The following is a 25,805-nucleotide window of genomic DNA, read 5'->3' on the forward strand; positions in this document are numbered from 1 at the left end:
CCGCGGAGAGAGACTCATGACACGATCCAACGCCGACGCCTTGCTGGCCGGCAATCGCCTCACGCTAGCCGGCTACGAAGCGCGGCACTTCGGTTGGCAGGTCGCCGGCAAGGTCGCGACGATCACGATGAATCGCCCCGAGCGCAAGAACCCGCTGACTTTCGAGTCGTACGCGGAGTTGCGCGATCTCTTCCGGCAATTGACGTATGCGACCGACGTCAAAGCTGTCGTGATTCACGGCGCGGGCGACAACTTCTGCTCCGGCGGCGACGTGCACGACATCATCGCGCCGCTGATCGATCTGCCGATGCCTGAACTGCTGCTCTTCACGCGCATGACCGGCGATCTGGTGAAAGCCATGCGCCATTGCCCGCAGCCGGTAATTGCCGCGGTCGACGGCGTCTGCGCCGGCGCCGGCGCGATTCTCGCCATGTCGTCCGACATGCGGCTCGGCACCGCGCGCAGCAAGCTCGCTTTCCTGTTCTCGCGCGTCGGTCTCGCCGGTTGCGATATGGGCGCCTGCGCGATTCTGCCGCGCATCATCGGCCAGGGACGCGCCGCCGAACTGCTCTTCACCGGACGCTCGGCAAGCGGCGAAGAAGGCCACGCGTGGGGCTTCTACAACCGGCTGTGCGAACCCGCCGCGCTCCTCGAAGAAGCGCACAAGCTCGCCGCCGATCTCGTCGCCGGTCCGACTTTCGCGCACGGCATCACCAAGAAGATGCTGCATCAGGAATGGAGCATGAGTATCGACGAAGCGATCGAATCGGAAGCGCAAGCCCAGGCCATCTGCATGAGCACTCGTGATTTTGAGCGCGCTTACAGTGCGTTTGCCGCGAAATCGCGTCCGGTGTTCGAAGGAGATTGAGTTGAGCGCTAACACCGAACTGGATCTGCATAGCGCGCTGGCGTGGCCATTCTTCGAGCCGCGTCATCGCGAGCTGGCTGCAGGTATCGAAGCATGGTGCCGCGAGAAGCTCAAGCACGAAGACCACAAGAATGTCGACGCAACCTGTCGTCACCTGGTGCGTGAACTCGGCGCGGCGGGCTGGCTGAAATATGGCGTGGGCGGCGTCGCATACGGCGGCCACGGTGACACGATCGACACGCGCGCCGTTTGCCTGCTGCGCGAAACGCTGGCCAAACACTCCGGCCTCGCGGACTTCGCTTTGGCCATGCAAGGACTCGGTTCGGGCGCGATCTCGCTCGGCGGCACGCACGAACAAAAGACCCGCTATCTGCCTCGCGTCGCTAACGGCACGGCGCTCGCGGCGTTCGCGCTGTCCGAACCCGAAGCCGGCTCCGATGTCGCCGCCATGGCGCTCTCCGCCCGCGAAGACGGCGACGCCTACGTGCTCGACGGCGACAAGACGTGGATCTCCAACGGCGGCATCGCCGATTTCTACGTGGTGTTCGTGAGAACCGGTGAAGCGCCGGGCGCGCGCGGCATCAGTGCATTCGTTGTCGATGCGGATACGCCGGGACTCGAGATCGCGGAACGCATCGACGTGATCGCGCCACATCCGCTCGCACGTTTGCACTTTGCCGGCGCGCGCGTGCCGCGCAGCCAGATGCTCGGCGTGCCCGGCGAAGGTTTCAAGCTCGCCATGCGCACGCTGGATATTTTCCGCACGTCCGTGGCGGCCGCATCGCTCGGCTTCGCGCGTCATGCGATGGCGGAAGGTATTTCCCGCGCCGCGTCGCGCAAGATGTTTGGCCAGACGCTCGGCGATTTTCAACTGACGCAAGCCAAACTCGCGCAGATGGCGTTGACCATCGACAGCAGCGCGTTGCTGGTCTACCGCGCCGCGTGGCTGCGCGATCAAGGCGAAAGCGTCACGCGCGAAGCCGCGATGGCAAAGTGGCACGCAAGCGAAGGCGCGCAACAGGTGATCGACGCTGCCGTGCAACTCTACGGCGGCATGGGCGTGCAAAGCGGCACGGCCGTCGAAATGCTGTATCGCGAGATTCGAGCGCTGCGCATTTACGAAGGCGCGACCGAAGTGCAGCAACTGATTATCGGACGCGATCTGTTGAAAGCGCACGCTGCCGCGACTGCCGGAGACAACGCCAAATGAGCGCGTCTTTCGAACGGCCCGTGCGCATCCGTTTCTCGCACTGCGATCCGGCGGGCATCGTGTTCTTCCCGCAATATCTGGTGATGACCAACGCGCTGGTCGAAGACTGGTTCAACGAAGGCCTGCATATCGACTACGCGCACATGATCTCGCAACGCCGCCTCGGTTTGCCGATCGTCAAACTCGATTGCGAGTTTTCACGGCCGAGCCAGATGGGCGAAACCATCAGCCTGACCCTTAACGTTACAGCGATCGGGCGGCGTTCGGTCAGCGTCGATATTGTCGGTCATTGCAACGGGGAAACGCGTTTCCGCGCGAAGCAGGTGCTCGTCACGACGTCGCTCGAGCGCGGCACATCCATCGACATTCCCGCCGACATCGCGAGCGCCCTCGCGACGTTCGCCCCACAGCCCGACTCCACTGAGGCGCATCGCTCATGAAAAAAGCTCTTCTCCCCGCTGGCTGGGTCAAGCCGCGTGGTTACGCTAACGGCGTCGCGGCAACCGGCACGCAGGTGTTCATTGCCGGTCAGATCGGCTGGGACGAACAGGCGCGTTTCCAGACCACCGACTTCGCCGCGCAAGCCATCCAGGCGCTCAAGAATGTGCTCGCCGTTTTGCATGAAGCGGGCGGCAAGCCTGAGCATCTGGTGCGATTGACGTGGTACGTCACCGACAAACGCGAATATCTCGCGTCGCTGAAAGACATCGGCCGTGCGTTTCGCGAGTTGATCGGCGACTACGACATTGCGATGAGCGCGGTTCAAGTGGTTGCGCTCATCGAAGATGAAGCGAAAGTTGAAATTGAAGGCACCGCCGTGATTCCGCACTAGCGCAGCACATTCAAAAAAGCCACCAAGCCAACCGAAGCGCATTTAGCCGGCTCAACGCCCGGGAGACCATGATGGAACCGTCAGCACACGTCGATACCTTCGCGCGCGACAATCTTCCGCCGCAGGATCAATGGCCCGTCTTTCTGCTCGACCACCCGGACGTCGCGTACCCGGCGCGCTTGAACTGCGCCACGGAGTTGCTCGACAGAACCATCGATGCAGGTCACCGCGATGATCCGGCAATCTGGTCCGATGTCGACGGAACACCGCGCGCCACCACTTACGGCGAACTGCTGGCGCTCGTGAATCGCAGCGCGCACGTGCTGGTCGACGAAATGGGACTGCAGCCCGGCAACCGCGTTTTACTGCGCGGCCCGAACACGCTGCATATGGCCGTGACCGCACTCGCCGCGCTGAAGGTTGGGCTCGTCGTGGTGCCGACCATGCCGCTTTTGCGCGCCAAGGAGTTGAAGCAGATCATCGAGAAAGCGCAAGTTGGCGCGGCGTTGTGCGACGCGCGCCTGACCGCCGAACTCGCGCGTTGCAGCGATCCAGAAGACGAGTTTTACTGCGCGGGCTTGAAGCAAACCCGCCTCTTCCACGACGACGCCGCTGATTCCCTCGATACGCTCGCGATCAACAAGCCCGACCACTTCACCGCGTGCGACACCGCCGCTGACGACGTCTGCCTGATCGCCTTCACCAGCGGCACGACCGGCGCGCCGAAAGGCTGCATGCACTTTCATCGCGATGTGGTGGCAATGTGCGATCTGTTTCCGCGTCACGTGCTCAAGCCCACGTCGAACGATATCTTTTGCGGCACGCCGCCACTCGCGTTCACGTTCGGACTTGGCGGCTTGCTGTGTTTTCCGTTGCGAGTGGGCGCGTCCACAGTGCTGATTGAGAAGCTCACGCCTGAGACTTTGCTGCAGACCGTCGAACGTTTTCATGCGACCGTCATGTTCACTGCGCCGACGTTCTATCGGCAGATGGCGCCGCTCGTTGCGCGCCACGATGTCTCCTCGTTGAAGAAAACCGTGTCGGCGGGTGAGGCGTTGCCGGATTCGACGCGGCGTTTATGGCGCGACGCGACCGGCATCGACATGATCGACGGTATTGGCGGCACGGAGTTGATCCACATTTTCATTTCGGCTCAGGGCGACGAGATTCGCCCGAACGCCATCGGCCGTGCGGTGCCGGGTTACGCCGTGCAAGCGGTGGACGACGACATGCGGCCGGTCGCGCCAGGTACGATCGGCAAACTGGCGGTGCGCGGCCCGACCGGCTGCCGCTATCTCGCCGACGAGCGGCAGAAGAAGTTCGTGCGCGAAGGCTGGAACTTGCCAGGCGATTCCGTCTATCTCGACGAAGACGGTTACGTGTTCTACCAGGCGCGCGCCGACGATATGATCGTCTCCGCCGGCTACAACATCTCCGGGCCCGAAGTGGAGAGTGTCCTGCTGCAACACGACGCAGTGTCCGAATGCGGCGTGATCGGCGTGCCGGACGAAACTCGCGGGCAGATCGTCAAGGCATTCGTCGTGGTGAATCCCGGTTACGAGCGCGACGACAAACTGGTCGCGCAACTGCAGGATTTCGTGAAAAATAGCGTGGCGCCGTATAAATATCCCCGCGTCATCGTTTTCGTCGATTCATTGCCGCGCACCGAAACCGGCAAGCTCAAACGTTTCGAGTTGCGTACCATGGCATAGCCCAAACTATCTGCATGGAGACACACCGCATGGCCGCCTCTTTCATCGAAGTCGTCGCCCAGGATGGCGGCCGTTTCAATGCCTACGTCGCGCGCCCCGCGCAAGGGTCGGGCCCGGGACTCGTGCTCCTGCAGGAAATTTTCGGCATCAACGACACCATGAAGGCGATGGCCGACCGCTTCGCTGAAGAAGGTTATGTGGTGCTGGTGCCCGATCTGTTCTGGCGGATCAAACCGGGCATCGTGCTCGGTTATGGCGAAGCCGACATGAAACAGGCGCTCGACTATCTCGGGCAATTCGACACGGATCTGGCCATCGACGATATCGCCGCCACCGTCGCTGCATTGCGCGCCATGCCTGAACAGGCCGGCAAAGTCGGTGCGGTGGGCTACTGCCTCGGCGGCAAGCTCGCGTTCCTCAGTGCAGCGCGCACCGATGTCGATTGCGCGGTCAGCTACTACGGCGTCGGCCTCGAAGCGCATCTGGATAAAGTGCCCGCAATTCGCTGCCCGATGGTGTTTCACTTCCCTGAAAACGACTCGCACTGTCCGGCGGAAACCCGCGAACGAATCAGCGCCGCATTGCGTACGCGGCCGCAAATTGAGCAATACGTGTACCCGGGTTGCGATCACGCGTTCGCCGCGCCGTCGCGCCCGCAATACGACAAACCCGCCGCGATGATGGCGTATTCGCGCACGCTCGCGCTGCTGCGCAAGGTGCTCGGCCCGGTCTACGATCTCAACGCGCTGTGGGAAGCGCATTGCTATTACGAGTTCGCCACGCGCGACGTGGACGCCGTCATGCCGACCATGGTCGCGCAACCCTACGTCAATCACGTTCCGACCATGACCGGCGGCGTGGGTCACGACAACCTGAAGCGTTTCTATACGCATCACTTCGTCAACTCGAATCCCGTCGATACGAAGCTGATTCCGATTTCACGCACCATCGGCGCGGATCGCATCGTCGATGAATTCATTTTTAGCTGTACGCATAGCTGCGAAATCGACTGGTTGCTGCCCGGCGTTGCGCCGACCGGTAAGTATTTCGAGGTACCCATGCTCGCCGTCGTTTGTTTCCGAGGCGACAAGCTCTTTAACGAGCACATCTATTGGGATCAGGCTTCCGTGCTTGTGCAGGTGGGCTTGCTGAATCCCGAGGGATTACCGGTGGCCGGCATCGAGAGCGCGCGCAAGCTACTCGACGAGACGCTGCCGTCGAACCAGTTGATGGGCGGCAAATCACGCGTGTGAGGGTGCGACTAGAGGCCCGCCTCTGCGCAACATCCTTATGATGTGACACTCAACTCGCCACCGTCACTCGACCCATGCTGATCGTCCATCATCTGAACAACTCCCGCTCGCAGCGTGTGCTGTGGCTGCTCGAAGAACTCGGCGTGCCGTACGAGATCAAGCGTTACCAGCGCGATCCGAAGACGATGCTCGCGCCGCCCGAGTTGCGCGCGGTGCATCCGCTCGGCAAATCGCCGGTGATTACCGACGACGGCCAGACGATCGCCGAATCGGGCGCCATCATCGAATATCTGATCGACAAATACGGGCAGGGACGATTTGCGCCGGCGCCGGGTACACCGGAGCGGCTACGCTACACGTACTGGCTGCATTACGCGGAAGGTTCGGCAATGCCGCCGCTGCTGCTCAAGCTCGTGGCGCTGCGGATTGCCAGCGCGCCGATGCCGTTTTTCGCGAAGCCGATTGCGCGCAAGATCGCCCGCACGCTGCAATCGAGTTTCATCGATCCGCAGTTGAAGCTGCACCTCGGTTATATCAACCAGGAGTTGAGCAAGACCGGTTGGTTCGTCGGCAACGACTTCACGGCGGCGGACGTGCAGATGAGTTTCCCGCTCGAAGCCGGCACGGCGCGCGGCGGCATGGAAGGCCAGATTCCGGCAGTGGTCGATTTCCTCAAGCGCATTCATGCAAGGCCGGCATATCAGCGCGCGCTCGAGCGTGGCGGCAAGTACGAATTGCTTGGCGGCGATTGAGGGTTGCGCCGACCTGGAACTCGTAGTTGTGAGCCGAAATTGACGGGTGCTAGACTGGCAAATCGCATTGTCGTCAACGACTTGCCAAAAAAGGCTGGTCTGGACTGCCCCGGGTTTTCTGGCGTGGCAACTGTGTCAGCCGCGGCATGTTCGGCATCCAATCGACCATGCCCAAGGAGTCGCCCGCATGACCCATTCCATCCACGGTAACAAGCGCTGGCTCGCACTGGTCGTGCTGTGCCTCGGCGTGCTCATGATCGTGCTCGATACGACGATCGTGAACGTCGCGCTCCCGTCCATAGCTGCGGATCTTGGGTTTACCGAGACGTCGCTCGTGTGGGTGGTGAATGCGTACATGCTGACCTTCGGTGGTTGTCTGCTGCTAGGCGGGCGGCTCGGCGACCTGTATGGGCATCGCAAGCTGTTTCTTATCGGTATCACGTTGTTTACGCTGGCATCGCTTGCTTGCGGGATTTCCAATTCGCAAGGACTGCTGGTGTGTGCGCGTGCGGTTCAAGGCGTAGCAGGCGCCATTGTTTCGGCGGTCTCGCTGTCGCTCATCATGAATCTGTTCACCGAACCCGGCGAACGCGCGAAAGCCATGGGTGTGTATGGGTTCGTGTGTGCTGGTGGCGGCAGTATCGGCGTGTTGCTCGGTGGGTTGCTTACCAATTTGCTGAGCTGGCACTGGATCTTTCTCGTCAATCTGCCCATTGGTATCGCCGTGTACGCGCTCTGTGTCGCACTGTTGCCGTCCGCGCGCGGTCATGCGCACGGCGAGCGGCTCGATGTGGCCGGCGCGGTGTCCGTCACCGTTTCGCTGATGCTCGCTGTCTACGCTGTTGTGAACGGCAATGAAGCTGGCTGGACTTCGGCACAGACGCTCAGCTTGCTGTTTGCCGCGGTGGCTCTGCTCATTGTGTTTCTCGTGATCGAATCGCGTGTGCAACATCCGTTGATGCCGCTCGGTTTGTTTCGCTTGCGCAATGTGGCGACGGCGAATGTAGTCGGCGTGTTGTGGGCTGCTGCAATGTTTGCGTGGTTCTTTATCTCCGCGCTGTATTTGCAGCGTGTGCTCGGGTATCGGCCGTTGCAGGTCGGGCTTGCGTTCCTGCCGGCTAATTTGATCATGGGGTTCTTTTCGCTCGGGCTATCGGCGCGGGTGGTAATGCGCTTTGGGCTGCGTGTTCCGCTGGCCGTGGGTCTGCTGGTCGCGGCTTGCGGTCTTGCGTTGTTTGCTCGCGCGCCAGCTGGCGGCAGTTTTGTGCTCGATGTCATGCCGGGGATGATTCTGCTCGGCTTCGGCGCGGGAATTGCCTTTAATCCGATGCTGCTCGCGGCTATGAGCGATGTTGATCCTGGCGATTCGGGGCTCGCGTCGGGTATCGTCAATACATCGTTCATGATGGGTGGCGCGCTCGGGCTCGCGGTGCTGGCGAGTCTGGCCGCGGCGCGGAGTGAGGCGATGCAGGCGTCATCTGGCAATGCCGTGGCGGCGCTGAATAGCGGGTATCACGTTGCGTTTTTGTTTGGGGCGATTTTTGCGGCGGTGGCGGGGATTCTGGGTGGCTTGTTGTTGCGGACCGGGCACGCGGGTAGTGCGGGTGCTCACGAAGACGCTCACGGTCGCCACGCGACGGCCGCGGACGAACGTTCCACCGCCACCGGCAACAAAGCCGCGACCGAAAACTGTTAAAACGCGTTTCCGCAAAACCGCAATCCCGATCAAACACCCCGCATTGGCGCTCGCTATGCTGGTTCCATGCTGACATGAGAGCCATATGAACCCGGTTGGAAAAGCGCTGTGGTTTATCGAAAGCCACTTTGCCCACGAGTTGACGCTGGACGACATCGCTAACTGCGGATGCGTATCGCGTTTTCACCTGGCGCGCGCCTTCGAAGCGGCCACGGGGTTTTCGGTGATGCGCTACGTGCGCGGGCGTCGCTTGAGCGAAGCGGCGCGTCGGCTGGCGAGCGGCGCACCGGATATCCTCGCGGTCGCCATCGACGCTGGCTACGGCTCTCACGAGGCATTCACGCGTGCGTTTCGCGATCAATTCGGGCTCACGCCCGACGCGCTGCGCGCGCGTGGCCATCTCGACAATCTCGCCCTCGTGGAGCCGATCAAAATGGACGAAACCCTGCTTACCCATCTCGAACCACCGCGCTTTGAAGACGGCAAAGCATTTCTCGTCGCGGGCCTGAGCGAGCGTTACACCAGCGAAACCTGTGCCGCGATTCCGTCGCAGTGGCAGCGTTTCGGCGACTACTTCGGCAAGGTGCCGGGGCAAGTCGGCAATGTGGCGTATGGCGTTTGCTATAACGCGGACGACAGCGGCAACATCGACTATCTGTGCGGCGTCGAAGTCAGCGACTTCTCCGCATTGCCCGCCGGTCTGAGCCGCTTGCGTATTTCGCCGCAGCGGTATGCGGTGTTCAGCCATCGCGAGCATGTTTCGACTATCCGGCGCACCTGGAATACGATCTGGAATCAATGGCTGCCGGCATCGGGACATATTCCTGCCGATGCGCCGAATTTTGAGCGCTATGACGAGAAGTTCGATCCCGTCAGCGGGATGGGCGGGCTTGAGATCTGGCTGCCGTTGAAGAGCTGAGGAACCCGCCCGCTCGTCCCGGCGATGCAGATGCATGTGGCGGGTGGGTCGTCGGTAAGCGCGCTATCGGCTGAAGGATGAGCGCGATGCGACCGATGCGTCCGCTCATATACATCGCGGACTCCAGTAATACCTATCTTGTAGGAGAGGTGTCTCCCCTGGCAAAACGGCTCGTGCAAGTGACCTACGAAGCGATGTGCAAAGGGATCAAGGCCGTTCGCCCCGGCGCCAGACTTGGCGATGTGGGTCATGCTATCGAGCGGCACGCTCGCAGAAATGGCTATTCGGTCGTTCGGGAATATTGCGGACATGGCATTGGGGAAAGCCGCAGACGGGTCTGTTGTTGCAGGAAGGCTTGGTGTTTACCATCGAACCCATGATCAACCAGGGGCAACGTTCTGTTCGAACCGAAGAAGACGGCTGGACCGTGGTCACGCGCGATGGGCAACTGTCGGCGCAGTTTGAACACACCGTGCCGTGACCAAAAAGGGCGTACAGGTCTTAACGCCAGGATCTGGAGAAAGGGTGCCCAACTGATGGCTTGAGGGCCGTGAGCCGCATTGGGTTCGCATTCCCTAAAACAGAAACAAGCGCAACGCGAGACCCACAAGGCCGCAAGTCAAAATGACTGATATCACGCCGACCTTGAATCGGAACAACGCTACGCCCGCGCTCAAGCCGATCACCAGCGATGGCCAGTCGAAGCCGCCGTGCAGCCCATGCGGCCATAGCACGTGAAGGGCAAAGAACACGGCGAGGTTCACGATCACACCGACTACAGCTGCGGTTATGCCAGTTAGCGGCGCTGTGAATTTCAGATTGCCGTGAGTCGTCTCGATGAATGGGCCGCCGAGCAGAATGAACAAGAAGGACGGAAGGAAAGTAAAGAACGTCACGACGACAGAGGCGACGATTGCTGATGCGAGTGCGGCGTCCGGGCCGAACACGACCTTGGTCCAGCCGCCGACGAATCCCACAAAGGAGACGACCATGATGAGCGGTCCCGGCGTCGTCTCCCCCAGGGCGAGGCCATCTATCATCTGAAGACTGGTCAGCCAGTGATAGTTGTCGACCGCCCCCTGATAGACGTAAGGAAGAACGGCATATGCGCCACCAAACGTCAGCAACGCAGCTTTAGTGAAAAACCACGCCATTTGCGTGAACGTTCCGGTCCAGCCATACAAGGCGGTTAGCGTGCCGATGACGACGAGCCAGATAAGAACGAAGACGGAAAACACGACAACAAACCGCTTCCACGTGAAGAGCGCGTGTTTCGGCGTCGGTGTGTCGTCGTCGAGGATTGCGCGGCCAAAGGCGGTGTCACCGGCTTTGTGGCCTCCGCCAACAGCGAACCTGGTCGGGGCATACTTACCGCCAAAGTAACCGATGATGCCCGCGACCAGGACGATGACGGGAAATGGCAAATTCAATACGAAAATAGCGAGGAACGCGGCCGCTGCAATTGCCCATAGCCAGGCGTTCTTCAAGGCGCGAGAGCCAATGCGGTAAGCCGCGAACACGACAATGGCGGTAACAGCCGGCTTGATGCCGTATAACACACCAGCCACTGCAGGCACGCTGCCGAATGCCGTGTAGATCCATGAAAGCGCTATCAGGATGAAGAGGGACGGCAGTACGAAGAGGCCCCCGGCAATGATGCCGCCCCATGTCCGGTGCATCAACCAACCGATGTACGTGGCGAGTTGCTGTGCCTCGGGGCCAGGTAAAATCATGCAGTAGTTCAAAGCATGCAAAAACCGCTTTTCGGAAATCCAGCGTTTCCGCTCGACCAGGTCCTGATGCATGATGGCAATCTGCCCTGCAGGTCCGCCAAAACTGATGAAACCAAGGCGAAGCCAATACCAGAACGCCTGCCGGAAGCTGACTGACTCGGGCGGCGCCTCTCGAGTAGTAGCCATGTCATCCTCATGCTCTAACTGACTGTGTTTCATTTTTGGCTTCGCCTCGACTTGTTGACTGCGGCGTGCGACTGGATTGAATAGAGCAATGGCGCGGTCGGGACGACCGCTACGTTATCTAGCCGTACTCTTTTCAGTTGCGGCGAAATGTGCGAGCAAAGAGTCCAGCACACGACCCATTTCGCTAACGAGGTCGTCATCACCCAGACCGCGTTCTCGTGCACCTGTCATGACTGCCTCGAAGCCGGCGGCCTCCGGTACGACGAGGCCACCGATATCGAGCGCATGAACCATGTTCGCGAGTCCCATCATCCCAGGCTCGCTATCGACGCCAAAACTGGCAGCGAGCACTTCAAAGGTCACGCGGCCGTCGATGTGCGAGAAGCTCGCGCCATCGAAGTCGAACCCCACAGCGTCCTCAGGACAGTCACCCGGGAAAGCAAGCCACAGGAACCGGGCGTTGCTATCAACAAAACGTTTGATGAGCCACGCGCTGGCCACCCGATCAACCCAAAGATGTTGACGGGTCGCCCAAACGCGCCCCTGAAACTTGTCATGATTCAGGGGGCGAATGGCTCCTTCGCTCTCGTGTGGCTCACCTGGAGACAACACGGCTTCCGCAGCTTCGAGAAAGTCGTGGCAGGCGGACTGCGCTCGAACCAATGAGTCGTTCGGGAAGAAGTCAACTGCGGCAATCGCTTCAAATTCCTTACGTATCTTGCGCACGAGCCTGGAAGCCTCGGCGAGGCTGATGCTGGCAAGCGTTTTCCGGGCATCCTCCACAGACCGCTGAAAATTCGCGTAGTCGTCTGCGCGGTCGAATAGGGTCCGAAATTGCTGTTCCTGGGACGCATCGCGGCTTGTAAACCACATCAAATAGGCGGCCCCGCCCGCCTGTCGGATGCCGTCACACATTTCAGCCATCCCAGCCTCTCCCGAGGCAGGGAGCAGATACGCGCCATCGCGCAAGACCGCACAGCCTTTTGCCTTCAGCGCGCGCCAGTACCGCATGCGCGCCGTCGCGCTGTCTGTCGGCAGCGACAGCACGAGAAGTAGCCAGTCGGTGAATTCATTCATGTAACGCAATCTACATGCTTGTTGATATCGATACAAATATATTTTAATTCTGTCGTAATAGCGTTTGGCGCTCGGTGGTAGCGCCTTTGGAACCGGCCGATAGCTCGTCTTTCGAGCCAAATCCAGTGACGGCCAAGCCTGCGCGGGCGCAGTGCTCCAGTTGCGCTCCTGGCCATTTTTGCCGTCAGCGGGTGCGGTAAAATTGTCCTGCAGAAGTGCAGTAGCCTCTACTTTTTACTGCCTCTGCCGTAAACCCGGTCATCGGCTAGCCACGACACTCGGGCAATCCTTTGCCGCTGGACCCGCTGCACCAAGTCGATATCTCGCCACGACTGCGCGACGACGACGTATGGACCGAGTGTTCTCACGACAACATTAGCGTGTCTTTTTCTATCACCACCGGAAAACTGGCTGTTCTCGCGGGCCGACACCCCTTGATCGTCGGTGCTCTAGCCAGCCTGATGGCAGTGGCCGTAATGGCAATCAGCGTGCTCACGCTTCTGGCCGCTCGTGACACGACTGTCGAACATGCTCATGAAATGTCCAGAAACGTCACCGCCGTTCTGGTCAGCAACATCGCCCGGACCATTGATACGTCTGACACGTCCCTTCGCACTCTGGTAGCGTCGCTGAACAATCCCGCCATCCAGGCAATGGATCCGGACCTGCGTCACGAATTGCTGTTTGATCGAACCGCTGCCGAGTACGTTACCGGCATGGGGATCACAGATGATCGGGGCCGTCTGACCGACGGCTGCTGCTCGCGCGCCCACAATTGGGATTTCAGCGACCGTGACTATTTCATTGCACATCGCAATTCGGCGAATGTAGGTCTCTATGTGTCATCCGTCTACCGGGCAAGGTCGCGGCCGGGTGCGCAGTCAATTGCGATGACGCGAAGAATGAACCGGCCAGACGGGTCGTTCGCCGGAGTGGCGATCGTTGCCATTGACGTCGAATACTTCAATCAACTGCTCGCAAAACTGGACGTTGGGCCAAACGGTGTCACTGCGATCGTCCGCACGGACGGTACGCTGGTGGCCAGAAATCCCGCAATGAGCAATGCCAGGCTGGTCAACGTGGGTAAGTCACCGACGTTTCCGCGTATGGTGAACCATGATTCCGGGTTCTATGCTGCCCCCTCGATCTCGGACGGAGTCGTACGCCTGTATACATTCCAGCGGGTTCCCGGAACGCCGCTTATCGCCGTTGTCGCGCCGGCGGAAACTGACGTACTGGCATCCTGGAAACGACTGACATGGATAGTCGGAATCTCCGCGTTGTCTGTCAGCCTTGCGTTCTGCGCGGTGGTCTGGCTCCTTGCTTTTGCATTGCGGGACCACGCAAAGGCTCAGGTACTGCTCAAGGAGCTATCGCGAACCGACTCGCTTACGGGGCTCAAGAACCGCCGTGCTCTCGACCATGCCCTCGAAAACGAGTGGGCAACACTGCAGCGCAGCGATGGTTCTTTGTCGCTGCTGTTCGTCGACGCGGATAACTTCAAACAATACAACGACAGGCACGGTCACGCTCAAGGTGATATTGCATTGAAACACCTCGCGGAATGTATCAATCGACACGTGCGTCGTCGTGGCGATCTTGCTGCGCGATATGGCGGGGAAGAGTTTGTTGTCGTGCTGCCTCATACGGACAAAGCGGGAGCACTTAAGATCGCTGAAGCTATCCGTCAGGAAGTTGACTGTGGCCCTCCGGCAATACCGTTCGAAGCAATTCCACATTTCACGGTGAGTATTGGATGCGCGACTGGTCGACGCTCACTTCCATCGTCACTAGATGAATTGACGAATTCAGCTGATCTGGCGCTGTACGCGGCCAAAAGGAGTGGAAGGAATGCCGTCGTCGCCGCGGGCGATATTGTTCCACAGGACCAACCGCAGAGTTGACGGCACTCCTCGACTGCGGCTGTCCGCGCCACGCCGCGTCGCGAATGACAGCGAAGCGCCGATCCGCAGCCGCACGGCGGATGAACGGCGAGCGTCGGTTCAGACCGACACGCGGACAGCAAGGTATCGATCCCATTGAGCCTGTCAGATTTTCTGTGTGCCGAGGTCATGAGACGATAACGGAAATAACGTCCTATGACCGAAGCAACCGTGACAAAGAAGAACAGGAACCCGAAGGCACCGAAGCTGTTTCCCGATGAGTTGATCGACCAATTGCTTGCCCAGGTGCAGGGCAAGGATGCTGAGTCGGTCCTGGGCGAATCAGGTCTGGCCGGCCAGCTCAAGAAACGGCTGGCCGAGCGCATGCTCGCGGCCGAGTTGAGCCACCATCTGGAAGCCGAGACCGGGCAAGGCAAGTCCGGCAACCACCGCAACGGCACCAGCCCCAAGACGGTCATCACGCCCAATGGCGAACTGAATCTGGACATTCCGCGTGACCGGCAGGCGACATTCGAGCCGCAGTTGGTGGGCAAGTATCAGCGCCGGCTGCCGGGCTTTGACGATCACGTCATCAGCATGTACGCGCGCGGCATGAGCGTGCGCGAGATTCAGGGCCATTTGCTGGAGCTATATGGCCTACAGGTGTCGCCCGATCTGATTTCGACCGTCACCGACGAGGTGCTGGCCGAAGTCGAACAGTGGCAGCAACGCCCGCTCGAGGCGATGTATCCGATCGTGTATTTCGACGCACTTCGACTGAAGATCCGCGACGAAGGCACGGTCAGGAACAAGGCGGTGTACCTCGCGCTGGGCATTCGGGCCGACGGGCGCAAGGAAGTGCTGGGTTTGTGGATCGAGCAAACCGAAGGCGCCAAGTTCTGGCTGAAGGTTTTCAACGAGTTGAAGAATCGCGGTTTGCACGACATCCTGATTGCGGTGGTCGACGGCCTGCGTGGGTTCCCGGAGGCCATCGAGGCGGTGTTTCCGGCCGCGCAGATCCAGACCTGCATCGTGCATCTGATCCGTAATTCGCTGAATCTGGCGAGCTGGAAGGACCGTAAGCCGTTGGCTGCGGCGCTCAAGCCGATCTATCAGGCCGCCACCGCCGAAGCCGCTGAGGCGGCGCTGCAAGCCTTCTCGCAAAGCGAATGGGGCAAGAAATTCCCAACGGTCGCCGCGATGTGGCAGCGCCAATGGGAACAGGTCATTCCGTTCTTCGCCTATCCGCCGGAAGTACGCAGAATCATATACACGACAAATGCGATCGAAAGCATGCACATGCAGCTTCGCAAGATCGTCAAGAACCGCGGTCACTTCCCAAGCGACGAAGCCGCCAGCAAATTGCTATACCTGGCCTTGCGCAACATCGAAAAGGACTGGAAGATGCCACCTATCACCTGGCGGCAAGCAGTCAATCAGTTCGCCATTCTGTTCGGCGAGCGGTTCACCAGCGCCATCAACTGAGATTTCTAACCGGCCTCAGCACACAAGATTTCTGACACGTCCATCCCATTACGCAAGCTATCATCCCTTGGGATATCGCAATGTGACCGACCGGCCTCGTTTTCAAGCCTTCGCTTTCCCGGCCATCTTCACCAGATCAAATGGCGTCTCCCTAACCCTCATCCCGGTCAGCCTGAAAACCGCATTCCCCACCGCCGGCGCCACCGAGGGACTCGACAACTCCCCCACGCCACCGGGTTTAGAGGTGTCTCCCTGCACGATGAAAACGTCGACCTCCGGCATATCACTCATCCGCATCACCCGGTACGTATCGAAGTTCCTCTGCTCCACCTGCCCATGCCGAATATCGACCCGATCCGCAGTCGCATGACCTAGTCCCCACATCAAGCCACCATAAAGCTGCTCTTCGACCCCACCAGGCGAAACCGCCAACCCGCAATCCGCCACGCAAGTCAGCTTCTCAACCACAACGCCATCACCCTTCCGCGCCACCCGCGCCACCACCGCCACATAACTGCTATACGCCTGATTGGTCGCCACGCCCAAAGCAGTCCCAGCAGGGAGCGCCTGCCCCCACCCGGCCCGCTTCGCCGCCTCCCGCAAAACAGCCTGATGCCTCGGATCCTTCATATGCGCGAGCCGAAACTCAACGGGATCCCGATGCCCCGCATGCGCCGCTTCGTCCATAAACGACTCAACCGCGAACACATTCGGGATATAACTCACCGCCCGATACCACCCGGTCGGCACCCCCGTCTCATGGCGCACCCACCCAATATCCACATGCGGCGCCCCATAAGCAAACTCATACTTGCTGATCGCTTCCGTGGTGCTGTAATCCATTCGATCCGGCCGATCGAAGTACCCAGGCTCCCATTGTTCCGGCGAAGCAGGCATCACCGCCCGCAATTGCAACGTCGCCAGATTCCCGCGCGAATCGAGCACAGCCTTCGCCAGATGAAAACTCGCCGAGTGGTAGTAAAGCGCCCGCATTTCATCTTCACGGCTATTCATCAACTTGACCGGCTTCCCGACTTTCAACGCGAGCCACGTCACTTCAAAAAGCCAGTACTTCGACTCACGCGACCCAAAGCTGCCGCCTGAAACAAGCTCATGCAGCACGACACGATTCGCAGGAATACCGCCGATCACCTCAGCCGCTTCCTGCACCGTCGACGGCACTTGCAGCCCACCCCAATACTCAATCGAGCCGTCCTTCTTAGCCCACGCGGTAACGTTAATCGGCTCAAGCGGACACTGCGCCTTATAAGGCATCGAATAAGCAGCCTCGATCACCCGCGCCCCGTGCGGAAACGCGGTCTTCGAATCTCCACTCTGAATAGTCGGCACCACCCGCGCCGCAGGATCATCGAGCCACGCCGCCTGACGCGCAGCAAGCGTGCTGCTATCGAAAGTCTCCAGCGGACTGTCTTCCCACTCCACATGCAGCGCCGCCTGCCCCTTATGCGCGGACCAGTAGTCATCGGCCAACACAGCAACACCCGCCTGATTGCCGCCGAGAATGTCGGGCCGGCCAGGAATCTGCAACACCTGCCGCACACCTGGCACGGCCAGCGCGGCTTTAGCATCCACGCTACGCACGCGTGCATCGATCACCGGCGCACGCGTGACGACCGCGACCAGCATGCCCGGCAACGACACGTCGATGCTGTATGGAAACGCGCCCCTCGCCTTCTCCGCAGCGCCGCGCTTATTCCGCAATTTGCCGATGTATCTGAACTGCGACGGATCTTTCAAAACAACGTCTTTCGGCGCAGGCATTTGCGCCGCGACCTGCGCAAGCGACCCATAGTTGGCACGCTTGCCGTTGGCCTTATCGACCACGAAGCCGTTTTCCGTCGAACACGTCGACGGCGCCACATTCCATTGTTTCGCTGCAGCAGCAACCAACATGGCGCGGGCCGTCGCGCCCGCACGTCGCAAGCGCTCATATTCCAACGACACGCTCGTACTCCCGCCCGTCGAAAACACCTTCCACAACGGATGAACGTAGTCGCCGTAAAACGGATTCTCCGGCGTGATCACATCGACGCGAAACAGATCGACGTCCAGTTCTTCCGCGACCATCGCAGCGAGCGCGGTACGCGTCCCCGTGCCGGAATCGTGTTTATGGACCACGAGTTTGATCGTATCGTCGGGTAGCACGCGCACCCACGCATTCGGTTCGAATTCACCGGCCTGCGGTTTGGGATCGCCGCTTTTGTCGTCGCCCTTAGCGAACGCTTCGGGCAACTGAAAGCCGATTGCGAGCCCGGAAGCCACCAACGCCGAGCTCTGTTTAATAAACCGCCGACGCGCAGCGCCATGACCGCTGGTCAACACCTCTTTGTCGTTGCGCATTCAAGCCTCCTCGTTCGTGACATTAGACGAGCAGGCCGCTGCACACTCAGGCATATCCACCGCCGCCAACGCCGGTTCGCCCGACGCCGCTCGCTTGATCGCCTTGCGAATGCGCGAGTAGGTGCCGCATCGACAGATGTTGCCCGACATCGCCGCCGTGATGGTTTCGTCGTTGACGATCGGCTTGTCCTTGAGAAACGCGGCCGCCTGCATCAATTGGCCGGACTGGCAGTAGCCGCATTGCGGCACATCTTCCGCGATCCACGCGAGTTGCAGCGGATGCCGGCCGTCCTTCGACAACCCTTCTATCGTCGTAATGCGTTTGCCCGCCAAGGCAACAGCGGGCAGCAAACAGGAGCGCACTGCCTCGCCTTCGAGATGCACCGTACACGCGCCGCAAAAGCCGCCGCCGCAGCCGAATTTCGTGCCGGTCAATTTGAGCCGGTCGCGCAACACCCACAACAGGGGCATGTCTTCCGGTACATTGTCGAGCGAGTGCCGCGTGCCGTTGACCACGATCTCGATCATGCGCTGTCTCCTGAATGTGATTGTGCAGCGCGGCGCATGCATGAGTGGATGCGTCGATGCGTGACAAGGGCCGCGTGCTTGCGGCCATTATTGAAAGCCGTTAAGCGCAACGCCAGCGACCATTTCTTCCACCGTCTGTAAGTCCGGCTAACACCATGTTGAAGCGCTATCCGTCCATTCAATCGATGCAAGCCTTTCTGCAGGCCGCGCGCGTCGGCAGCTTTTCGAGCGCGGCGCGGCAGTTGTCGCTCACGCATAGCGCGATCAGCCAGCAGATCCGCACGCTCGAAGAGTTCGTCGGCCAACCGCTTTTCGTACGCGAAAGCGGCCGCGTGGTGCTGACGGATGCGGGCGTGTTGTTCGCGAATCAGTTGGCGGATGGCTTCGAGCAGATCGATCGCGCGTTGTCGTCGGTAAAAGAGCGGACGGTCAAGCAGTCCATTACGCTCGACGTCGATCCCGAACTCGCGCAGAGCTGGCTGGTGGCGCGTTTGCCCACCTTGCTCGGCGCGCTGACGGGCACGTCGCTCACGGTGTTGTCCACGCCGCGCCACGATCGCAGCGCGTTCGAGCGCGTGGATATTGCGTTGCGGTACGGGTATGGAGAATGGGACGGCTTCGAAAACGCGCTGATTTGCGGCGACCGTCTGACGGCGGTGGGTTCGCCTTCGCTTTTGCAGACACGCGGGCTTAGCGTGCCGCTCACGCCTGAGCAGCTATTGGATTTGCCGTTGCTAGGCTATACGAAGCGCTCGTGGATTCCCTGGCTCGCCGCTGCGGGCTTGCCCGAGGTCGAGCCCGACGCAGTGGCGGTTTTCGACAACGCGGCCGGGTTGATCGCAGCCGCGAGCGCAGGCGTGGGCGCAGGTTTGGCGCGCGGCCTGCTCGCCGCCGACGCGCAACGCAACGGCGATCTGGTCGAACTCACGCATGTGGAGATTCCAACGCACTACAACCTTTACGCCGTGTGGCCGCGCGAGAAAGCCGAGCGTGTGGCGCCGTTAATCGACGTGATCCGCAACCTGGTCACGCAAACCAACAGCACGCGTTAGGTCGTACTGGCCGCCACTTCCCGCACGGTATCGAGAAACAGTGACAGCACCGGTGAAGGCGTTTCGGCACGATAGCGCGCGTGCAGCGATACTTCGGGACGCGGCGCGGCCACCGGCACGAACGCAACGCCGCCCGTCGACAACTGCCGCGCGGAAGAAGGCAGCAGCGCCACGCCCAAGCCTTCGCGCACGAGGCACAACAGCGTATGCACCTCGACCACTTCCTGTTCGATGCGAGGTGTAAACCCTGCTTCGACGCAACAGTCCTGTAGAAAACGCGCCAGTTGCGACTGCCGCAAACCGAACGACACGAAACGCTCGGCCTCCAACTCCCGCAATGCAATCTCCCCACGCGACGCCAGCGCATGCCCCAACGGCAACGCCACGACCGCCGACTCGCGCATCACCACCTCGCTGCGAATCTCGGGGTCTTCATGCGAAACGCGAAAGAAACACACATCGAGCCGCCGCTCTTTTAGCGCGAGAATCTGCGCGGCCGGTGTCATCTCATGCAGCGTCCACCGCACTTGCGGATGCTTCTCAGCGAATACCCGTAGCGCGCGCGGAATCGGCTCGACCATCGCCGAACTGATGATGCCGATCTCGAGACTTCCTACTTCGCCACGTCCCGCGCAACGCGTCAGATCGATCGCGCGTTCGAACTGAGCGAAGATCAACGGCACCTGTTCTTTAAGTGTTTTCCCTGCCTCGGTGAGTTCGACACGGTGTTGCGAGCGTGTGAACAACGCGGTGCCCATCTCTTCTTCAAGGATGCGAATCTGCTGACTCAGCGGCGGCTGGGAAATGTGCAGCCGCGCGGCTGCCCGGCCGAAATGCAGTTCGTCGGCAAGCACCGCGAAGTAACGCAACAGCCGGATGTCCATATCGCAAACGTATCAAGATCGTGGTTAAAAAATATTGTACAGAGCGTTTTTATCTTGTGAGACTGCATCGCAAGCAGCAGTGCACATCAGTGTGACACTCGATGCCGGCGAGGGGAAGGCGCTCAAAAACAGCGTCTTGCAAAGGGCCGCATGGGCAAGCCCAACGGGCTGGGTTCCATCGATGCGCCTGCCCGCGATCCGGCAACTGGATACACCAGTTCCTCTCAAGGAGATCGAGTACATGATCATCGACACTAGCTGTTATCCGACCAACCTGGTCGACCTCGCGTGGCGCCATGACGGCGAGCCATTTTCCGGCGAGCGTCTGATCGAGGTGATGGACGGCCCCTACATCATCAACGGCAAGCCTCGCCGCATCGACAAGGCCTTCATCCAGCCGCCGCAAGGCAACACCATCTATACGTGGACCGACGGCGATCGCTCGGGCCGCGAGTCGATCGACGACTACATGGCGTACACGGTCGAATGCATTCAGAAGTATCCGGACCGTTTGCTCGGCTGTTTCGTCTACAACCCGCGTTGCGGTCCGGAGAACGGCGCCGAAGCGATCGAGTTCTATGCGAAGGAACACGGCTTCAAGATGGTGCAGTTGCAGGCCAACATGCACGCCTACCGTCCCGACCGCGCGCTCGACTGGTTGCGCCCCGCGTTGCGCAAATGCGCGGATCTCGGCCTGCTCGTGAAGCTCCACACCGGCGACGGCCCGTACAGCATTCCGAGCGAGTGGTATCCGCTGATTCGCGAATTCCCGTCGGTGAATTTCATCATGGCGCACTTCGGCGTGCAGACGGGCGGTGTGTATTGCTTCGAGCCGTACCAGATGGCGCTCGATACGCCGAACGTGTATTGCGAATCGAGCTGGTGCCTGCAATCGCGAATCGTCGAATTCGCGAAGGTACTGCCCACGCACAAGATTCTCTACGGTTCCGACACGCCGCCGAACGAGCCGGGCATGTGGTTGCGTTTGCTCGAAGTGTTGTGCCACGAACCGCCGCAAGGCCTGAATCTCGACGAAGACACGCTCGAGGACTATCTCGGCAACAACCTCGCCCGCATGATCGGCATCGAGCCGAGCGCGCCGCCGAAGAGCGTGGAAGAAGCGCAAGCCTATCTGAAACACCACGCCGGCGCCGCGAAGAAACACGCGGGCCAAGCCGACTACGCAGGAGCCCGCTGATGATCATCGATACCCATCTGCATCCCACGAATCTCGTCGACGAAGCGTGGCGTCATACCGGCGAGCCGTTCACCGGCGAACGCCTGCTGAAGATGATGGACGGCCCGTACATCATCAACGGCAAGCCGCGCCGGATCGACATGGGCTTCATTCAGCCGCCGCCGGGCAACACCGGCTATCGCGACGGCAATCGCCGCGGTCGTGAAGGCATTCGTGACTACATGTCGTATATCGCCGAATTGACGCAGAAGTACCCGGATCGCTTTATCGGCAACTTCACGTACAACCCGCGCTGGGGTCCGGAAAACGGCGCGGCCGAGCTCGAATTCCACGTGAAGGAATACGGCTTCAAGATGCTCAAACTGCACGCGAACATGCACGGCTACCGGCCGGACCGCGCGCTCGACTGGTTGCGTCCGGCCATGAAGAAGTGCGCGGAGCTCGGCGTGGTCGTGCTGATTCACACCGGCGACGGACCGTACACGATCCCGACGCAGTTCTATCCGATCATCCGCGAATTCCCGATGGTGAATTTCATCATCGGTCACTTCGGGATTCAGACGGGCGGCAACTACTCGTTCGAAGCCTTCTGGATGGCGATGGATACGCCGAACGTGTATTGCGAATCGGGCTGGTGCTATCAGTCGCGCATCGTCGAATTCGCTCGTGAACTGCCTCGCAACAAGATCGTGTTCGGCACGGATTCGCCGCCGAACGAACCGGGAATGTGGCTGCGCGAACTGGAAATGCTGTGCGGTCCCGCGCCGCAAGGCATGAATCTGGACGAGGACGGTCTCGAAGACTATATGGGCAACAACATCGCCCGTCTCGTCGGAATCGAGCCGACCAAGCCGCCGAAGGATCTCGCCGAAGCGGAAAAACGTTTGAAGGCGACTTACGTGAATGACGTCACGCAGCCGGCCTAACGCTAACTGATTGATCGTTCGAAAGAAAGCAGGCGCGGTTCGTGCCGCGCCTGCCTCTGCTGCTCACACGGAGTTCACTATGGCGGATAACCTCTTCCGCGCCACGCAGGATTTTCATCGCTTTGCGCATGCGTATCGCGAGCACTATCCCGATGATGTCTTGACGCTCTCGCAACCACTGTCCGCCGATCAGGATGTTACGGCGGTCGTAGCCGAACTCGCGGCGCGCGGGCAGCATCCCATGCTGGTTTGCGAAAAGGTCGACGGGATCGCAACGCCTCTCGTCACGAATTTCTTTGCTTCGCGTACACGCATTGGGCGTCTGTTCGACGTCGACGCGGCCGGCCTGTTCGACGCATATCAACAACGCGCGAATACGCCTATAGCGCCCGTGTTCGTGTCGAACGGCCCCGTACTGGATCAGGTGATCGAAGGCGACGCCGTCGATCTCGCACAATTGCCGATGATCCGCCACTTCGATACCGACCGTGGTCCATACATCACGAATGCGGTGATCGTCGCGGAAGATCCGGTCACCGGCGTGGCGAACCTCAGCTATCACCGTTCGATGCGTCATGCCAAAAACGCTTTGGCCACCAGCCTGCATTCGCGCGGCCACCTCTGGCGCATGCTGCAAACCGCCCAGGCACGCGGCGACACGTTGAAAGTCGCGATGGTGATCGGCGCGCATCCGCTGTTCATGCTGGCCGCCGCCGCACGCGTGCCGTTCGGCACCGACGAACGCGCAATCGCAGGCGGTCTGTTCGGTGCGCCACTGGAACTGGTGCGCACGCCGCGCTACGGCATCGGCGTGCCTGCCTCCGCCGAGTTCGTGCTCGAAGGCACGATCGATCCTTCAGCTCACGCCGAAGAAGGCCCGTTCGGTGAATTCACCGGCTATTCATCGGACCGCTCGACGAACAACGTGCTGCGCGTCGACACGATGATGCGCCGTAACGATGCGTGGCTCGTCGATGTAGTCGGCGGTCCTTACGCGGAACATTTGACTTTAGCCCGCTTACCGCGCGAAGCGGAGATGAGCGAGAAGCTAAAGGCGCGCTTTCCGTCCGTCACAGCGTTGCACTACCCCAACTCCGGCACGCATTTCCACTGCTATGTCGCGCTAAATCAGACGCGCGACGGCGAAGCACGCCAGATCATGCTCGCGCTGCTCGGCTGGGATCCCTATCTGAAGAACGTCGTTGCCGTGGATAGCGACATCGACATCACTAACGACTCGCAGGTGCTGTGGGCGATCGCCACGCATTTTCAGCCGCACCAGGACGTGTTTATCGTCGATGGTTTGCCGGGCAGTCCGCTCGATCCTTCGTCGTCCGCGGCGGGCACCACGTCGCGTATGGGCATCGACGCGACGCGCGGCTCGCATTTCGACGGCACACGCGCACGGATCAGCGAACGCGCTTCGCACCAGGCCGTCGACATTTTGGCCCGCGCCGCCGGAGTACAGCGATGAGCGCGCGGCGACTCGTAGTCGGCATCAGCGGCGCATCCGGCTTTAGGTATGGCGTGCGTCTGCTGCAATTGCTGCGTCAGCTCGATATCGAAACGCATCTGGCCGTCTCACGCAGCGCGCTGCTCACGATGACGCACGAAACCGACTACAAGTTCGCCGACGTCAGCGCGCTTGCGAGCGCCACCTATCGCTGCGACGACATGGCCGCGGCCATCTCCAGCGGCTCGTTCCGCTCGCTGGGCATGATCGTCGCGCCCTGTTCGATGAAGACACTTGCCGAAATTGCCAGCGGCATGTCGTCGAGCCTGATCTCACGCGCCGCCGACGTCACGTTGAAGGAGCGCCGCCCGCTGGTGCTGCTCGCGCGTGAAACGCCGTACACGCTGGCGCATCTGCGCAACATGATTGCCGTAACCGAAATGGGCGCGATCGTCGCGCCGCCCGTGCCGGCGTTTTATGCGCGCCCCGCTTCACTCGACCAGATGATCGATCACACGCTTGGCCGTGTGCTCGATCTGTTTGGTCTCGAAGCGGGCACCGTCAAACGCTGGCGAGAAGTTCAAGCATAAGCACCGCATATCGCCTGATAGCCGAACCGCAGTACGAACGATGAAACGGAGACGAGCCATGAATCACATTCACACCACTCACAACGAAATCGAGAAAATCCCCGTCACGGTGCTGACCGGCTTTCTCGGCGCGGGCAAAACGACGCTGCTCAACTACATCCTGCGCGAGAAGCATGGCCGCAAGATCGCGGTGATTGAAAACGAATTCGGCGAAATCGGCATCGACGGTGGCCTAGTGCTCGAATCGACCGAAGAGATCTATGAAATGACGAATGGCTGCGTGTGCTGCGTCGGCGCGGTGCGCGAGGATCTGGTGAGGATCGTGCGCATGCTCGTGGAGCGGCCGGACCGGCTCGATCACATCATCGTCGAAACCAGCGGGCTCGCCGATCCGTATCCCGTCGCGCAGACGTTCTTTCTCGACGATCCCATTGCTAAACAGGTCACCCTCGATGCCGTCGTCACGATGGTGGATGCGAAGCATATCGCCGCGCATCTGGACGATCTGGTGCTCGACGGCAGCGACAACCAAGCTGTCGATCAGATCGTGTGCGCGGATCGTATCGTCATCAACAAGGTCGATCTGGTGGGACCGGACGATATCGCTTCGCTTACGCACCGTATTCGCGGACTCAATGCCACGGCGGAAATCGTCGAGTCGAGCTATGCGCAGATCGACCTCGGCAAGATTCTCGGCGTAGGTGCAAACGAGTTCTCGCAGATTCTCGTCGAGACCGATGGCCTGCATGAAGAAGAATACGCGCACGGTCACGAAGAACACGAACACGAACACGAACACGAGCATGCCCATCATGACGACGATCACGCCGATCACCAGCACGACGAAAGCGTTTCCTCGGTCGGGATCGAAGTCGATGCGGATATCGACCTCGACGCGCTGCAAACGTGGCTCGCCGAACTGCGCAACTCGGATGCCACGAACCTGTTCCGTATGAAGGGCATTCTCGCCGTGCAAGGCCAGTCGCATCGCTATGTGCTGCAAGGCGTCCACAACGTCATCGAACTGCGCGCGGCGCAAGTGTGGGGGAGTGAGCCGCGCTCGTGCCGCATCGTTTTCATCGGACGCGATCTCGATCGCGCCGCACTGACCGACCGCTTCCATGCCTGTCTGGCCGTGCCGGTTGCGGCCTGACGGGAGATCCGGTCGGCGCGCGTCGTAGTGCCGCGCGGCCAGGTCCGTGCGGCG

General features: G+C 60.5%; 22 protein-coding genes and 1 pseudogene. 18 read left to right on the forward strand and 5 right to left on the reverse strand.

Annotated features, from left to right (window positions below; translation table 11 throughout):
- Nucleotides 1–16 precede the first annotated feature (16 nt).
- From B0G82_RS25590 to B0G82_RS25635, 10 genes and pseudogenes are all read left to right on the forward strand, one after another.
- Nucleotides 17–868: an enoyl-CoA hydratase family protein gene (locus B0G82_RS25590; protein ID WP_121309463.1), complete on the forward strand. Its 852-nt coding sequence runs from the start codon at nucleotides 17–19 to the stop codon at nucleotides 866–868.
- A 1-nt stretch (nucleotide 869) separates the two neighbouring features.
- Complete coding sequence (locus B0G82_RS25595) at nucleotides 870–2,078, forward strand: acyl-CoA dehydrogenase family protein (protein ID WP_121309464.1); 1,209 nt, start codon at nucleotides 870–872, stop codon at nucleotides 2,076–2,078.
- Complete coding sequence (locus B0G82_RS25600) at nucleotides 2,075–2,518, forward strand: thioesterase family protein (protein WP_121309465.1); 444 nt, start codon at nucleotides 2,075–2,077, stop codon at nucleotides 2,516–2,518. The genes B0G82_RS25595 and B0G82_RS25600 overlap by 4 nt, the downstream gene beginning before the upstream one ends.
- Nucleotides 2,515–2,910: a RidA family protein gene (locus B0G82_RS25605; protein ID WP_121309466.1), complete on the forward strand. Its 396-nt coding sequence runs from the start codon at nucleotides 2,515–2,517 to the stop codon at nucleotides 2,908–2,910. The genes B0G82_RS25600 and B0G82_RS25605 overlap by 4 nt, the downstream gene beginning before the upstream one ends.
- A gap of 71 nt (nucleotides 2,911–2,981) precedes the next feature.
- The gene (locus B0G82_RS25610) at nucleotides 2,982–4,622 is read left to right on the forward strand and encodes an AMP-binding protein (protein ID WP_121309467.1); all 1,641 of its coding nucleotides are present in this window, start codon (nucleotides 2,982–2,984) and stop codon (nucleotides 4,620–4,622) included.
- A gap of 29 nt (nucleotides 4,623–4,651) precedes the next feature.
- Nucleotides 4,652–5,875, forward strand: coding sequence for a dienelactone hydrolase family protein (locus B0G82_RS25615; protein ID WP_121309468.1), 1,224 nt, complete (start codon nucleotides 4,652–4,654; stop codon nucleotides 5,873–5,875).
- A 74-nt stretch (nucleotides 5,876–5,949) separates the two neighbouring features.
- On the forward strand, nucleotides 5,950–6,627 hold the full coding sequence (locus tag B0G82_RS25620; RefSeq protein ID WP_121309469.1) for a glutathione S-transferase: 678 nt from the start codon (nucleotides 5,950–5,952) through the stop codon (nucleotides 6,625–6,627).
- Between the two features lie 187 nt (nucleotides 6,628–6,814).
- Entirely contained in the window at nucleotides 6,815–8,323 is a 1,509-nt protein-coding gene (locus tag B0G82_RS25625; protein ID WP_121309470.1) for a DHA2 family efflux MFS transporter permease subunit, read from the forward strand.
- 85 nt (nucleotides 8,324–8,408) lie between these two features.
- Nucleotides 8,409–9,242: an AraC family transcriptional regulator gene (locus B0G82_RS25630; RefSeq protein WP_121309471.1), complete on the forward strand. Its 834-nt coding sequence runs from the start codon at nucleotides 8,409–8,411 to the stop codon at nucleotides 9,240–9,242.
- Nucleotides 9,243–9,352: 110 nt separating this feature from the next.
- Nucleotides 9,353–9,779 (forward strand): annotated as a pseudogene (locus B0G82_RS25635) (M24 family metallopeptidase); the annotation flags it as partial.
- 38 nt (nucleotides 9,780–9,817) lie between these two features.
- On the opposite strand, the gene chrA reads toward B0G82_RS25635, so the two are convergent.
- Nucleotides 9,818–11,161: a chromate efflux transporter gene (gene chrA / locus B0G82_RS25640; protein WP_121310841.1), complete on the reverse strand. Its 1,344-nt coding sequence runs from the start codon at nucleotides 11,159–11,161 to the stop codon at nucleotides 9,818–9,820.
- A 114-nt stretch (nucleotides 11,162–11,275) separates the two neighbouring features.
- Nucleotides 11,276–12,238 (reverse strand): chromate resistance protein ChrB domain-containing protein, encoded by a 963-nt coding sequence (locus B0G82_RS25645; protein ID WP_121309472.1) that lies wholly within the window; start codon nucleotides 12,236–12,238, stop codon nucleotides 11,276–11,278.
- A 461-nt stretch (nucleotides 12,239–12,699) separates the two neighbouring features.
- Here B0G82_RS25645 and B0G82_RS25650 point away from each other — a divergent pair, with 461 nt between their 5' ends.
- Entirely contained in the window at nucleotides 12,700–14,142 is a 1,443-nt protein-coding gene (locus tag B0G82_RS25650; RefSeq protein WP_121310843.1) for a diguanylate cyclase, read from the forward strand.
- A gap of 195 nt (nucleotides 14,143–14,337) precedes the next feature.
- Nucleotides 14,338–15,606 carry an IS256 family transposase gene (locus tag B0G82_RS25655; protein WP_206751610.1) on the forward strand — a complete coding sequence of 423 codons (1,269 nt, stop codon included), beginning with the start codon at nucleotides 14,338–14,340 and terminating at the stop codon, nucleotides 15,604–15,606.
- Between the two features lie 102 nt (nucleotides 15,607–15,708).
- Here B0G82_RS25655 and B0G82_RS25660 read toward each other — a convergent pair whose 3' ends face one another.
- Nucleotides 15,709–17,967 carry a molybdopterin cofactor-binding domain-containing protein gene (locus B0G82_RS25660; protein ID WP_121309473.1) on the reverse strand — a complete coding sequence of 753 codons (2,259 nt, stop codon included), beginning with the start codon at nucleotides 17,965–17,967 and terminating at the stop codon, nucleotides 15,709–15,711.
- The gene (locus B0G82_RS25665) at nucleotides 17,968–18,495 is read right to left on the reverse strand and encodes a (2Fe-2S)-binding protein (RefSeq protein WP_121309474.1); all 528 of its coding nucleotides are present in this window, start codon (nucleotides 18,493–18,495) and stop codon (nucleotides 17,968–17,970) included.
- A 155-nt stretch (nucleotides 18,496–18,650) separates the two neighbouring features.
- On the opposite strand from B0G82_RS25665, the gene B0G82_RS25670 reads away from it, so the two are divergent.
- Nucleotides 18,651–19,547 carry a LysR substrate-binding domain-containing protein gene (locus B0G82_RS25670; RefSeq protein ID WP_121309475.1) on the forward strand — a complete coding sequence of 299 codons (897 nt, stop codon included), beginning with the start codon at nucleotides 18,651–18,653 and terminating at the stop codon, nucleotides 19,545–19,547.
- Here the strand turns inward: B0G82_RS25670 and B0G82_RS25675 are convergent.
- On the reverse strand, nucleotides 19,544–20,431 hold the full coding sequence (locus B0G82_RS25675) for a LysR substrate-binding domain-containing protein (RefSeq protein WP_116146468.1): 888 nt from the start codon (nucleotides 20,429–20,431) through the stop codon (nucleotides 19,544–19,546). The genes B0G82_RS25670 and B0G82_RS25675 overlap by 4 nt on opposite strands.
- Nucleotides 20,432–20,672: 241 nt before the next feature.
- On the opposite strand from B0G82_RS25675, the gene B0G82_RS25680 reads away from it, so the two are divergent.
- The 5 genes from B0G82_RS25680 to B0G82_RS25700 all read left to right on the forward strand — a co-directional run bounded on the left by B0G82_RS25680 (nucleotide 20,673) and on the right by B0G82_RS25700 (nucleotide 25,751).
- Nucleotides 20,673–21,629 carry an amidohydrolase family protein gene (locus tag B0G82_RS25680; protein WP_116146470.1) on the forward strand — a complete coding sequence of 319 codons (957 nt, stop codon included), beginning with the start codon at nucleotides 20,673–20,675 and terminating at the stop codon, nucleotides 21,627–21,629.
- On the forward strand, nucleotides 21,629–22,555 hold the full coding sequence (locus B0G82_RS25685; protein WP_012428924.1) for an amidohydrolase family protein: 927 nt from the start codon (nucleotides 21,629–21,631) through the stop codon (nucleotides 22,553–22,555). The genes B0G82_RS25680 and B0G82_RS25685 overlap by 1 nt, the downstream gene beginning before the upstream one ends.
- A gap of 79 nt (nucleotides 22,556–22,634) precedes the next feature.
- Nucleotides 22,635–24,029 carry a UbiD family decarboxylase gene (locus B0G82_RS25690; protein WP_121309476.1) on the forward strand — a complete coding sequence of 465 codons (1,395 nt, stop codon included), beginning with the start codon at nucleotides 22,635–22,637 and terminating at the stop codon, nucleotides 24,027–24,029.
- On the forward strand, nucleotides 24,026–24,598 hold the full coding sequence (locus B0G82_RS25695; protein ID WP_121309477.1) for a UbiX family flavin prenyltransferase: 573 nt from the start codon (nucleotides 24,026–24,028) through the stop codon (nucleotides 24,596–24,598). The genes B0G82_RS25690 and B0G82_RS25695 overlap by 4 nt, the downstream gene beginning before the upstream one ends.
- Before the next feature lie 58 nt (nucleotides 24,599–24,656).
- A complete protein-coding gene (locus B0G82_RS25700) occupies nucleotides 24,657–25,751 on the forward strand; it encodes a GTP-binding protein (protein WP_121309478.1) in 1,095 nt (364 codons plus the stop codon).
- Nucleotides 25,752–25,805 lie beyond the last annotated feature (54 nt).

Source organism: Paraburkholderia sp. BL17N1 (assembly GCF_003634175.1).
Lineage (GTDB): Bacteria > Pseudomonadota > Gammaproteobacteria > Burkholderiales > Burkholderiaceae > Paraburkholderia.